This window comes from Calditrichota bacterium (genome assembly GCA_013152715.1).
Classification (GTDB): Bacteria; Zhuqueibacterota; Zhuqueibacteria; order Thermofontimicrobiales; family Thermofontimicrobiaceae; genus 4484-87.
Genome location: JAADFU010000201.1, coordinates 1 through 12,363, shown reverse-complemented (window position 1 = coordinate 12,363; position 12,363 = coordinate 1). Strand labels below are relative to the sequence as shown.

At 45.9% G+C, this 12,363-nt stretch carries 12 protein-coding genes; all 12 read right to left on the bottom strand.

Annotation, left to right across the window (positions count from 1 at the left end; all coding sequences use genetic code 11):
* Positions 1–440, bottom strand: a 440-nt coding sequence (locus GXO74_16180; protein ID NOZ63191.1) for a GNAT family N-acetyltransferase, incomplete at its 3' end; no start/stop codon positions are given.
* Positions 441–445: 5 nt separating this feature from the next.
* Positions 446–1,360 (bottom strand): ornithine carbamoyltransferase, encoded by a 915-nt coding sequence (gene argF, locus GXO74_16175; GenBank protein ID NOZ63190.1) that lies wholly within the window; start codon positions 1,358–1,360, stop codon positions 446–448.
* 129 nt (positions 1,361–1,489) lie between these two features.
* Positions 1,490–2,857 (bottom strand): ATP-dependent protease ATPase subunit HslU, encoded by a 1,368-nt coding sequence (hslU, locus tag GXO74_16170; GenBank protein ID NOZ63189.1) that lies wholly within the window; start codon positions 2,855–2,857, stop codon positions 1,490–1,492.
* A 255-nt stretch (positions 2,858–3,112) separates the two neighbouring features.
* Positions 3,113–3,643 carry an ATP-dependent protease subunit HslV gene (gene hslV / locus GXO74_16165; GenBank protein NOZ63188.1) on the bottom strand — a complete coding sequence of 177 codons (531 nt, stop codon included), beginning with the start codon at positions 3,641–3,643 and terminating at the stop codon, positions 3,113–3,115.
* Positions 3,644–3,657: 14 nt separating this feature from the next.
* Entirely contained in the window at positions 3,658–4,602 is a 945-nt protein-coding gene (hflC, locus tag GXO74_16160; protein ID NOZ63187.1) for a protease modulator HflC, read from the bottom strand.
* Positions 4,599–5,552, bottom strand: a complete 954-nt coding sequence (gene hflK, locus GXO74_16155; GenBank protein NOZ63186.1) for an FtsH protease activity modulator HflK — start codon at positions 5,550–5,552, stop codon at positions 4,599–4,601. Before hflK ends, hflC begins: the two co-directional genes overlap by 4 nt.
* Positions 5,553–5,802: 250 nt before the next feature.
* Entirely contained in the window at positions 5,803–7,209 is a 1,407-nt protein-coding gene (rpoN, locus tag GXO74_16150) for an RNA polymerase factor sigma-54 (GenBank protein NOZ63185.1), read from the bottom strand.
* Positions 7,210–7,384: 175 nt separating this feature from the next.
* Positions 7,385–8,116, bottom strand: a complete 732-nt coding sequence (lptB, locus tag GXO74_16145) for an LPS export ABC transporter ATP-binding protein (protein NOZ63184.1) — start codon at positions 8,114–8,116, stop codon at positions 7,385–7,387.
* Between the two features lie 4 nt (positions 8,117–8,120).
* Complete coding sequence (locus tag GXO74_16140; protein ID NOZ63183.1) at positions 8,121–9,242, bottom strand: LPS export ABC transporter periplasmic protein LptC; 1,122 nt, start codon at positions 9,240–9,242, stop codon at positions 8,121–8,123.
* A 143-nt stretch (positions 9,243–9,385) separates the two neighbouring features.
* Positions 9,386–10,063, bottom strand: coding sequence for an LPS export ABC transporter periplasmic protein LptC (gene lptC / locus GXO74_16135; GenBank protein NOZ63182.1), 678 nt, complete (start codon positions 10,061–10,063; stop codon positions 9,386–9,388).
* On the bottom strand, positions 10,060–10,998 hold the full coding sequence (locus GXO74_16130) for a lysophospholipid acyltransferase family protein (GenBank protein ID NOZ63181.1): 939 nt from the start codon (positions 10,996–10,998) through the stop codon (positions 10,060–10,062). The genes lptC and GXO74_16130 overlap by 4 nt, the downstream gene beginning before the upstream one ends.
* On the bottom strand, positions 10,995–11,993 hold the full coding sequence (locus GXO74_16125) for a KpsF/GutQ family sugar-phosphate isomerase (GenBank protein ID NOZ63180.1): 999 nt from the start codon (positions 11,991–11,993) through the stop codon (positions 10,995–10,997). The genes GXO74_16130 and GXO74_16125 overlap by 4 nt, the downstream gene beginning before the upstream one ends.
* Between the last annotated feature and the right edge of the window lie 370 nt (positions 11,994–12,363).

Sequence of the window (12,363 nt, the reverse complement as noted above, 5' to 3'; positions counted from 1 at the left end):
ATTTCCCGCTTGCGGTAGCCGAAACCATTTTTCATCAGCGCAAAATCCACGTAATTACTCGGGCGCAGGTAGTAAATTAGCGGCGGCGGCGTCATTTCAATTCCCTGGAAATCGTTCTCTGCAGCAAATTCCTGCAAAACTTCCACCATGCGAAACGCATCTCGAATTGCCAAATTAAATCGCGTAACCAGCCCGCCGTAAGAGGCACCGCGGTGCGAAGTCAAAATCCGGCGATGGTGTTCGTAGCGCACTGTCGCCGGAAAGATCGCGATCATGCGTTTCTCTTTGCGGAAAATGAGACTGTGATCTTCAAATCGATCTGCGGGGTGATAGTTGAGAAATTTTCGCGTGTGGAAAATTGTCCCATTATTCGCCTGCGCAACAAATTCATCCCAATTGTCCTGATATTTCTCTTCGTAAGGCTCGATGTGAATTTTCATATCTTCTATTCTGCCATTAATTTGACCAGTACTGCCTTCTGCGCATGCATTCTGTTTTCCGCTTCGTCAAAAACAATGGAATTCGGACTTTCGATTACGCTGTCGGTGATTTCGTCGCCACGATGCGCCGGCAGACAATGCATCACAAAAGTATCTTTTCGGGCGTGAGCCATCAATTCGTCATTTACTTGAAAGTCGGCAAAGTCGCGTTTCCGTTTTTGCGCTTCAGCTTCCTGGCCCATGCTCGCCCAGACGTCGGTGTAAATAACATCCGCATCTTCCACTGCTTGTTTCGGGTCGCGGAAAATTTCGATCTGGCTGATTCCTGCGTCTTTCGCTGCTTGTAAAATTTCCGGATTGGGATCGTAGTTTTCGGGGATTGCCAGCGCCAAAGTCATCGGATAGCGCGAGGCAAAATTGAGCCATGAGTGTGCCAGATTATTTCCGTCGCCGACAAATGTCACTTTCAAATCTTCCAACCCATTGCGATGCTCTTTAATCGTCAGCACATCCGCCATCACTTGACACGGATGCAGCAAATCAGTCAAGCCATTAATGATCGGCACCGATGAATATTCCGCCATTTCCAGAATATCTTCGTGGCCAAAAAGTCGCGCCATCACGCCGTCATTGTAGCGGGACAGCACACGCGCGATATCTTTCACTGCCTCGCGAGTGCCCACGCCGATATCCGTAGGCGCCAGATACAACGCGTAACCGCCCAATTGATACATGCCAACTTCAAAGGAAACCCTCGTTCGCGTTGACGGTTTCTGAAATACCATCGCCAGCGTCTTCCCTTTCAAATAGGGAGTGTCCTCACCATTTTTCTGCTTGGCCTTGATTTCACTCGCCAAATCAAGCCATTCTTCGATTTCTTCTCTCGTCAAATCTGCAATCGACAAAAAATGCTTCTTCACATGAACCTCCTCATATTTTTTTCGGTAAAAAAATTTTCGCCTCGAAGACTCAAAGAAAATACTATTTCAGAAATTTTATCTTGGAACCTTCGAGTCTTGGTGGCTAAAAAAATCCCATCAGCGAATGATTTACAAAATATACCGGCTCAAATCTTCGTCTTCGACAATATCCTTCAGCGTCTTTTTCACATCTTTGTCGGTGATCTTCGCTGATTCCATTTTCTCATCAGGAACGTTGAACAGAATATCTTCCAACAAAGTCGTCAAGATTGTGTGCAGACGACGCGCGCCGATATTTTCCGCCCGTTCGTTCACTTCCGTGGCGAATCTGGCAATTTCACGAATGGCGCCTTTGGTAAATTGCAATTTCACATCTTCTGTTTCCATCAGAGCAGTGTATTGTTTGATCAAAGCATTTTCCGGTTCAGTGAGAATACGCACGAAATCGTCAGTCGTCAGAGTATCCAGTTCCACGCGAATGGGAAACCGTCCCTGTAATTCCGGGATCAAATCCGACGGTTTGGAGATATGAAATGCACCGGAAGCGATGAACAAAATATGATCGGTTTTGACCATGCCATACTTTGTCAGCACGTTCGAGCCTTCTACAATTGGCAGTAAGTCTCGCTGCACGCCTTCGCGCGACACATCGGGTCCGTGGCCTGTTTCTTCGCCGGCGATTTTGTCAATTTCATCCAGAAAAACAATACCCGCATTTTCCACACGCTCAATTGCCTCTTTCACCACATCTTCCATGTCGATCAATTTCTGCGATTCCTCCTGAATCAAATATTTCCGCGCTTCAGGAATTGCCATTTTGCGACGTTTCGTCTTTTTGGGAAACATGGGACCGAGCAAATCCTGAATATTCATTCCCATTTCTTCCACGCCCATGGGAGAAATTATCTGCATGACCGGCGAGGTGTTTGCCGGAACTTCCAATTCAACTTTACGATTGTCCAGAGCTCCGGATTGCAACTGGTGACGAAGTTTTTCCCGGACGCGCAGCCATTTTTGATACGATTCCTCCGCCTCCAAATCGCCGCGCTCGATTTCTTCAGGATCGTGCACTGGCGGCAGCAGCAAATCCAACAACCGCTCTTTCGCCATTTCCGCGGCGATGGCTTCCACTTCCTTTGTTTTCTTGGCGCGCACCATATTCACCGCCAAATCAACCAGATCGCGGATGATCGATTCGACATCTCTGCCGACGTAGCCGACTTCCGTGAATTTCGACGCTTCCACTTTGATGAACGGCGCGCCGGACAGCCGGGCTAATCGGCGCGCGATTTCCGTTTTTCCCACGCCGGTGGGACCGATCAAAATAATGTTGTTCGGCATAATTTCTTCGCGCAGATCTTCCTCGACCTGTTGTCTTCGCCAGCGATTTCTCAGCGCGATCGCCACCGATTTTTTCGCGTTATCCTGTCCGATGATGTATTTGTCCAGCTCTGTTACAATTTGCCTCGGAGTCAATTGTTCAATTTTAGCGCTCATGTTGTTATTTCATCCCTGTCATTTTTCAATCATTGTGATTAAAGAAAACCGCGATCTCTCGCGGCTCAAAAGCTCATTTTTCAAACTAAAATCAATTTCACTTATCAATTTTTTGTTGTTTTTTCTGATCCGCATAAGGGGGCGGTAATTACAAATTTTCTTGCCCCTTTCTCGGAATTTTTAAAACCACTTGAAATTCATTTTACTTTTCAAGCGCACGCAGGTTCATTTTTTTCTTGCAAAACGAAGCAAAAGCTACAAAATCTCAACTTTGACATTGGTATTTGTGTAAATACAAATCTCGCCGGCTATCTTCAACGATTCTTTTGCGATGTGCTCGGCGTCGAGATCGGCGTGTCGCACCAGCGCTCTGGCAGCGGCCAAGGCATAAGGTCCGCCGGAACCCAATGCCATGATATTATCATCAGGCTCAACGACGTCGCCGGTGCCGGAAATTAAAAAGCTTTTTTCCTGATCTGCAACCACCAACTGAGCTTCCAATCGCCGCAAGTAGCGGTCAGTGCGCCAGTCCTTGGCCAATTCGACCGCCGCCCGTGACAGATTTCCGTGGAATTGTTCCAGCTTGCTTTCAAATTTTTCAAACAAAGTCAGCGCGTCGGCAGAAGCGCCGGCAAAACCCACCAGCACGGCGCCGTCAAAAATGCGGCGAATTTTTCGCGCGCCCATTTTCAAAACTGTGTCGCCAAAAGTCACCTGACCGTCTCCCGCCATCGCCACTTTTCCCTTGTGACGCACGCACAAAACTGTCGTTGATCGCATCTTCATTGCCGCATCTATCCCTATTTTATTCTTTTTATATATTTAAAATAATCATTATCCGTGCTCAAAATTAGCCATGTTTTATCATCCATGGTCTGCTGATAGGAGTCCAGACTTTTCAAAAAAGAATAAAATTCAGGATCCTGTTCATAGGCCCGAGCATAGATGCGAATCGCCCCAGCGTCAGCCTTGCCCTTGATCTCCTGAGCCGTGCGGTACGCCTCGGACTGAATTCTCTTCAGTTCTTTGTCCATCTCGCCTTCGATTTCCGCCTTTTTGCCCATGCCTTCGGAACGGTACTTCTCCGCCATCCGCAGCCGTTCGGCAATCATGCGCTCGAACACTTTTTGGCGCACTTCATCGATGTAATTGATGCGCTTGATACGGACGTCAACGATATCAATGCCATAATCTTTTGCTTTTTCCTGCACCGCCAGTAGAATGCTGCGCGTCAGTTTCTCCCTACCTACCAAAATAGAATCAATTTTCAGCTCGCTGATCACGGAAGAATCAATTTCCGACATCGCCATAGAGCGATTGCTGGTGCGCACCACTTCCATGAGCACGTTTCCTGTCACCAGATCTCTGGTCGCCGCGTCAATGATGTTATCCAGGCGAGTTTGTGCTCCATTTTCATCAACTACCGACGTGAAAAATTTTAAGGGCTTGGTTATTTTCCAACGCGCATAAGTATCAACGAGAATGAATTTCTTGTCTTTTGCCAAGATCTCCGACGGATTGCCATCCCATTCCAAAAGCCTTTTTTCAAAATAATTCACTTGTTGAATAAACGGCACTTTGTAATGCAAACCAGCGTCAGAAATGGGATTGCCCACCGGCTTTCCGAATTGAGTGATAACGACTTGTTGCGTCTCATCGATGATGTACAGCGCGTTAGCAATCACAATGATCGCGACAAACAACAGAATGGCAATTAAATATATTGTTATTTTTGTTTTATTCATTTTTTAGCCCCTCCTTCCTGGAGTTGCAACAACTGCAACAGACCTCGCTGATCTTTGTCAATCACATATTTTCGCTCGATTTTGGGCAAAATTTTGGACATCGTTTCCAGATACATGCGCCGTCTCGTCACATTTTTGGAAAGGCGATATTCCTTGTAAATCGCATCGAATTTTGATGCGTCACCCTGGGCGCGGTTGATTCGATCCAGAGCGTATCCTTCGGCTTGACTAATGGTTTTTTCCGCTTCGCCTTTGGCGCGGGGAATGACTTTGTTGTAAGCCTCATTGGCCTGATTGATCAATTTTTCCATCTCCTGCCGCGCTTCATTGACCTGATTCACTGCCGGGCGTACTTTTTCCGGGGGATTCACATCTTGCAATTCCACAGTCTCAACCTCAACTCCGGTATGATATTTGTCAAGAATCTTCTGCATGTTTTCTTTGATATTCAAAGCTATTTTCGGCCGCAACAGAATCCAAACCTCATCAACGCTGTGGTCGCCGACAATCTGCCGCGTCACGGATTCGGAAACGTCGCGGATTGTCTTTCTAATATTCCTCACATTGAACAAGTAAGATTTGGGATCTTTGATGCGATACTGCACCACCCACTCGACAGTCGCAATATTCAAATCCCCGGTCAACATGAGCGACTCGGAAAGAAGGCTTCGGTCGCGCCGTATCTCCGAACGCACGCCCGGCTTTGTGGTGCGATAGCCGAATTCCTCGCGAAAAATGTAACGGCTGCCTTTTATCTTAGTAAGCGTCTCCACGCCCAGAGGCAATTTAAAATGCAGACCAGGCAATGTCGTACGCACATATTTCCCGAATCTTTTGATCACGCCGACTTCTTCTGTCTTGATTGTGTAAAAAGATGAAAAAAAGATGATAATGAGAACAATGATGGCGGCGCCGTAAGTAATGAACTTACGGTTGATTGGAGGAAGCATGATTTCCTCTCCGCCGACATTTACGGTTCTGCCTCCACGGTAACCTTGCATTTGGAAATTACCTCCTGCGCAAATTATCTGCACAAATTAAAAAATGATCATTCGCCCCCTATTATTAAGAGGGAAAATTTGACGCATTATTTTATTTTTGATTTGAGAAACTAATTTTTAATTTGACAACAAAGCGGCAAATAATCGCGTTCCCGCGCGTCTGCCGATGTTTCGCTCCGACGACAATAATCTTCTCGCGCTAAATAACTTTTCTGAGTCGTGAAATGGGAATGCCCATTTGTTCCCGGTATTTGGCGATTGTGCGACGAGCGATGTGAAATCCGTCATCTTTCAACATTTCAGCAATTTTTGAATCATTCAGCGGCGCTTGTTTGTTTTCTTTATCGATAATTGTCCGAATTCGCTCTTTTATTTCTTTATTGGAAACATCCTCGCCGTTTTCGCGCCTGATTTTCTCGCTGAAAAAATGCTTGAGTTCAAACACGCCAAGATCGGTCTGCACATATTTGCCGTTGGTGACGCGACTTACCGTAGAAATGTCCATCCCAATCTCGTCGGCAATATCTTTCAAAATCATTGGCTTCAAATGGGTAGAACCTTTTTCAAAAAAATCATGCTGCCGCTTTACAATCGCTTCGACGACTTTCAAAATAGTTACTCGCCGCTGATGAATCGAATTAATGAGCCACCGCGCCATTTCCAGCCGCGTTTTAATAAATTCTTTCGTTTGTTTGGAAGTATTTTTTTTGTCCAGAAGCAATGATTTGTAACGGTTATTAATTCTCAGATGAGGAATGTTCCAGTCATTGAGGGTAATTTTAAACTCATCGCCGTCCTTGGTAACAATCACATCAGGAGTGATGGAATCATCCGCCAGGGAAATATAGCCAGAGCCCGGTTTGGGATTAAGCTGGGTAATTTTTTCCAAAACGCGCTTAAATTCTTCAATAGAAATCGATAATTTTTTGGCAATTTTCTCAAACCGCTTATTTTTAAAATCGTCAAAATAATCGCGAATAACGACGATCGCCGTGACATTTTCTCCCGGATTTTCTTCCAACTGAATTAGTAAACATTCCCGCAAATCTCTGGCGCCAATTCCCGACGGGTCAAAAGTGTGAATCGCTTTCAGCACCTTTTCCACTTTTTCAATGCTGACATCCAGATTTTCCGCAATCGACTCCACAGTTACCGTGAGGTAACCGGCATTATTAATATTCCAAACGATGTATTCGCCGATAGCAATTTCCTCCGGCGACAAATCGGTCATGTTCAACTGCTCCAGCAAATACTCAGGCAGCGACATCTGATAGACATTGGGAGGGCTGTATTCATCGGGATTTTCTTCGCGCGGCGCTTTGATCTCATAATTATTTTCATCGTTCAAAATCAGATCCCAATCGATCTCTTCCTCTTCTTCTGCGTTTTCGGGTTCTTCTTCTGCGTCATCATCTTTTTTATCTTCTTCCTCTAATTGTTCCAATTTTGCTTCTTCATCCATCTCCTGTTCCATTTCTTCTTCCAATTCCATGTCAGCTTCCAGCAACGGATTTTGCTCCAATTCCAATTTGATCCGCTGCTCTAAGCTGGTAATTGGCAACTGTAACAACGTGGAAAGAAGAACTTGTTGGGGCGACTGCTTCATGTAAAGCCCCGGTTTCTGAAAAAAACCTACTCCCATCATGATGTTTTTTTCCTAGCTAATATCTGAATACCATCCTCTAATAATCTAATACAATATAACGATCTTTATCTTTAAAGTCAATTGATAAATCAAAATTGTAATTTTTGGTACAAATCTTGTTTCGCTCAATTTTACGCTAACGATGCAACTTGAATTTTTCGCCAAGATAGAGCCGCTTCGTCTCCGGATCGCTCGCTAAAAACTCCGAACTGCCCGATTTTAACACGACGCCATCGTAAAGCAAATAGGCGTGGTTGGTGATCGATAAAGTTTCGTGCACGTTGTGGTCAGTGATCAACACGCCGATTCCCTTCGTAACTAAATTTTTTACAATATATTGAATATCCTCAACCGCAATGGGATCGATGCCGGCAAACGGTTCGTCCAGTAAAATGAACTTGGGATTTGTCACCAGCGCGCGCGTAATTTCAACGCGACGGCGTTCGCCGCCGGAAAGATTGTAGCCTTTGCTTTTTGCCAGATGCGAAATATTCAACTCGGCCAGCAATTCTTCCAGTCGAACTTTTCTTTCCTGGCGCGACAGGGACATGCTCTCCAGAATAGCCATGATATTTTCTTCGACGGTCAACTTGCGAAAAATCGACGCCTCTTGTGGCAAATATCCGATTCCCAATCTGGCGCGTTTGTACATCGGCAAATTAGTAAGGTCTTCGTTATCCAGAAAAATTTTCCCCCGCGTGGGGCGAATCATGCCGGTAATCATGTAAAAAGTCGTAGTTTTTCCGGCGCCGTTGGGACCCAGCAAACCCACGATTTCTCCCTGCTTGACTTCCAGCGACACTTCATTGACCACGGTTCTTTTGCCGTAAACTTTGACTAATTTCTCGGCGCGTAAAACTTTTTCCATCGATTCACTTCTCCGTTAAATCCGGCTCCATTCTCACCGGATAAAATACTCCTTCCGACAACTGCGGGCTGCTGATTATCTTGATGCGGGAAACCTTTCGATTTTCCAATGACACAATAATTTTGTCACCGATGATCTTGTTCAGCCCTTTTTCCTCGCCGTCCTCAATCACGTAATAGTAGCTGGTAGCTTGGTTTTCCACGACAACTTTCGCTAATTCGCGCTGCTGAAAATACATGGTGATTGTCTCGCCCGACAGCCGATGCTCGCGCTTGTCCACCCCGGTCGTGTCAACTTTTGATGCGACCAAACCATGGCCGGAGATAACCGCTTTTTCCAATTCATTGTTCTTTCGCAAAAACAACTGAATCTCGCCGCCGCTGAGGCGGTCATTTTTCTGCCAGACAATCGGCGTTTTTTTTAGCAATACCCGGTTTTCTTTTCTGTAAAATTCGGCAATGCCACAAGTGGCAGTCGCTTCCTTGTGTGCAATTTTCACGCTGTCAGTGACAACCGCCTTATCGCCGCCGTTGAACAATTCCATTTTAACTCCCGTGATGCGAATTTCTTCATTGTCAAGACTGTCCTTTTTCACAAACACCGGGTCCTGAGTAATCAGCGCATAGTCGCGGTTATTGTCCAACTCCGCGTGTCGCGAACGAATTTCAATATTATTTTTCTCATCCAATAAAACCACATGGCCGTCGGCAATAATAATGTCTTTTTCACGGAAATACTGAATTTCATCGGCAAAAATCTGACGCGCCGTGTCTTTCAACACCACATGTCCGCGCGCTTTGTAAATTCTGGAATCCGTGTAATAAAAAACGTAATCCGCATACAGCTTTTTCAGTCTATCAAAAATGCGAACGTTTTTTTCAATAACAACTTCGTTACGATCTTTCCACCACATCACATGTTCACAAAACATTTCCACGTCGCCCTGGCGCAAATGGACGTTATTCACCAATTCGACCAGAACACCTTGCGCCGTTTTCGACTGCTTCATGTCCGTGCTGTCCGTCGCCACAATTTCCAGCCGTTCGGAATTTTGGGCAAATATCCCTGATTGAGAAATCGATAAAAAGAGCATCAGGAAAATAGTTTTTCTTAAGCTCAAAATCATAAATTAGTTTTTTTGTTAGTTTGAACGCTGATTTTTGCAGAATCAGCGCATGCAAAAATATTTTTCTATTAATCCGCGAAAATCAGTCAAATGCGTCGAAGGCGCATCTGCCTTTGGCATGATCCGTGCAAATCCGCGTGCTATTACGTCCCGCTTTTTCTCGGCGGCGGCAAAGAATCCGCAGCAGCATCGCCCTTCGCAGCCGTCGAATCAACCAGCGAAGAATCTTTCTCCGCCGCTTTCTCCTTTTTTTCCAACTGCAAATCCAATCCCCGGCTCGTCTTTCCGGAAATTCGCCGAATCACCCAATTATTCAAATACTGATCCGATTCAAAACCGATGCCGTAGAAAGTGTCCTGATCCGCCGAAGTGATCGTTACAAAAGTGTCGGATACCACTTTTTCGATGCTGTTGTCCCAGTACAAATGTTCAGTCCGTAAATTGATGCCGCTGTCCGACACAACGACCACATTGCCGAAAGCCTCGATGTCGCTGCTGGCTTCGTTCAATTTACCGCGTTCGGAAGTCAATTTGGAAGCGTGCTCTCCTTTTTCATTGTAAAAATCGATTTCGATTCCGTCGTCGAAATCCACGACTTTCCGCTGCTTGAATCGCTGCATGTGACCATAATGAATCACCGCATTCAATTTGCCGTCAACCGTCGAAGTAACCGTTGAATTCCACGCCTCCTGATCCGGCAGCGGCGCGCGCTCATCTTCAACAGCCTTATTCTTTTCATTTTTTTGGCAGGCGACAGCAAAGGAGAAAACGAAAATCAGAGTCAAAAACCATTTATTGTGAAAAAATTTCGCTGTCATCATTTTCGGCTTCGCTTTTTAACATCTTCTGGTTTGGTTTTCCAGCGTTCGTGCATCCAAACCCATTGTGTGGGATGGCGCAGAATAAAATCTGTCAGTGCGTCGTTGCACAGTTTGGTATTTTCAATGCGATCTGTTTCCAGATCGCCGGTAAATCTCAATTCTAACGCCGGGCGAATGTCGATGAAATGATTGCCATTTTTTTTCAAATGAACCGCCATCGGCACGATGGCGGCGCCGGTTTTCATGGCAAGTATGACCGGGCCAACCGGCGTGTAGGCTTCGTATCCCAAAAAATCGACAAAAACGCCATCGACTTTGCGCGTGTCCTGATCGGTCAAAATGCCGATAATTTCATTTTTGCGCAGCACGCGGATAATTTGCCGCGTTGCATCGCCGCGAGCGATATATTTCATTCCCGAACTCATCCGATTGCTTACCACCAGCGCATCCAGACGCAGATCGTAAATCGGAGCGCCAACGACATTCACAGGATAGCCCTTGATCACGAGAAACGCGCCCATCAGTTCCCAATTTCCGATATGGCCCGTGAGCGCAATGATTCCCTTACCCTTTTGAAGCGCTTTGTCTAAATTTTCCAGCCCCGAAGATTGAACGAACCGATCGACATTTTTGGCATTAAATCGAGACAGACAAAATGCGTCCGCCATATTTCTGCCGAGATTGACGAACACATCTTTGGCCATTTGCTTGATTTGTTCAGGAGAATGCGTTTCCCCGTAAACTTTCGTCAAATTTTTCAGCGTCTTCCGGCGTTCGCTTTTCACCAGATAATATCCCCACAACGCCAGCGTACCCAAAAATTTTTGCGCCGTCGCCCGCTGCACTTCGGACATCCACATCATTCCTGCGCGAATAGCCACGTAAATGAGCCAATTTTTTATTCGTTTCCGCGTCCGTTTCAGTTTTTTGCTCACAGAATCCCGGCCTCCAACAGATCGTGCAAATGAACAATGCCGCGCGGGATATTTTTCTCGTCCACAATAATGACCTGCATGATGCTGTACTCGGTCATCACTTTCAGCGCTTCCGCCGCCATAATGCCGATTTTCACGGTTTTGGGCTTGGTGTTCATCACGTCGCTGGCTTGCAAATTCCAGACTTCTTTCGTCGTTTCCAGCAATCTGCGCAAATCACCGTCCGTAATGATCCCGACCAATTTGCCCCGTTTTCCGACGACGCAAGCCGCGCCAAAGCGTTTGGCAGTCATTTTGAACAACACCGTATCCAGCAAATCCTCCTCAGTCACTACTGGAATGCGGTCCCCGGTGAACATCACTTCGTCTATTTTCATGGATAATTTTTTGCCCAGACTTCCTCCCGGATGCAGCAAAGCAAAATCTTCCGCCTTGAAACCGCGCCGTTCCAACAGCGCCACTGCCAGCGCATCGCCCATGACTAACGCGGCCGTGGAACTGGAAGTGGGCGCCAAATTATTGGAACAGGCTTCCTCGCTCACACTGGCGTCCAGAATTACATCGCTGCGTTCCGCCAGACGGGAGCGCCGGTTCCCGGTAATGGAAATTATTTTCACGCCCATCCTTTTCAAAATGGGCACAATCTGAAATAGCTCGTGCGTGTTGCCGCTTTTGGAAATGCAAATCACCACATCGTCCTTGTGCACAATTCCGATGTCGCCGTGCATACCTTCGGCAGGGTGCAAAAAAAACGCCGATGTGCCCGTGCTCGTGAGCGTCGCGGCAATTTTCCGGCCCACAATGCCCGACTTGCCCATGCCGGTAATAATCACTCTCCCATGGCATTTGACGATCAAATCCACTGCCCGGGCAAATTCTTCGTCGATTCTGTCCTGCAGCGCCAAAACGGCGTCCGCTTCTTTGCGAATGACTTCTTTTGCTTTTTCAATAGAAAATTTTATCTCTTTTTCACTCAAACTTCCGTTTTCTTTCATAAATTATTTCTCATTTGTTGGATATTCTTAGTTGCTTGCTTTTTCTGCCACAAAGGCTCAAAGGTACAAAGCCCCTTACCAATAGCCATCAGTTTAAGTAACTATTCAGCATCAGAGAAAGTAAGATCGCTATAACCATTTTCATCAGCAAATCACTGTACGGTTCAACAGTCATTGAAAAAATAGCCAAAATTAGCGCGAATTCGTCAGCTAGCGGATAAGATATCTTATCCATTTTCTCCCAAGCTTTCCCTTGAAAGAATTCAATATTAAACCCCGTTTGGGGGTTTTGATTTTCGGAAATATTTTAAGCTACCAATATTCAACGCCTTCGGCGTTACTAATTCTAAAAAAAATCATACTTGTCGAA

Excerpts from the sequence above, each read along its gene's own strand:
- lptB (NOZ63184.1), bottom strand. The coding sequence starts at position 8,116 with ATGGAAAAAGTTTTACGCGCCGAGAAATTAGTCAAAGTTTACGGCAAA.
- lptC (NOZ63182.1), bottom strand. The coding sequence starts at position 10,063 with ATGATGACAGCGAAATTTTTTCACAATAAATGGTTTTTGACTCTGATT.
- hslV (NOZ63188.1), bottom strand. The coding sequence starts at position 3,643 with ATGAAGATGCGATCAACGACAGTTTTGTGCGTGCGTCACAAGGGAAAA.
- GXO74_16140 (NOZ63183.1), bottom strand. The coding sequence starts at position 9,242 with ATGATTTTGAGCTTAAGAAAAACTATTTTCCTGATGCTCTTTTTATCG.
- hflK (NOZ63186.1), bottom strand. The coding sequence starts at position 5,552 with ATGCTTCCTCCAATCAACCGTAAGTTCATTACTTACGGCGCCGCCATC.
- hflC (NOZ63187.1), bottom strand. The coding sequence starts at position 4,602 with ATGAATAAAACAAAAATAACAATATATTTAATTGCCATTCTGTTGTTT.
- rpoN (NOZ63185.1), bottom strand. The coding sequence starts at position 7,209 with ATGAAGCAGTCGCCCCAACAAGTTCTTCTTTCCACGTTGTTACAGTTG.
- GXO74_16125 (NOZ63180.1), bottom strand. The coding sequence starts at position 11,993 with ATGAAAGAAAACGGAAGTTTGAGTGAAAAAGAGATAAAATTTTCTATT.
- hslU (NOZ63189.1), bottom strand. The coding sequence starts at position 2,857 with ATGAGCGCTAAAATTGAACAATTGACTCCGAGGCAAATTGTAACAGAG.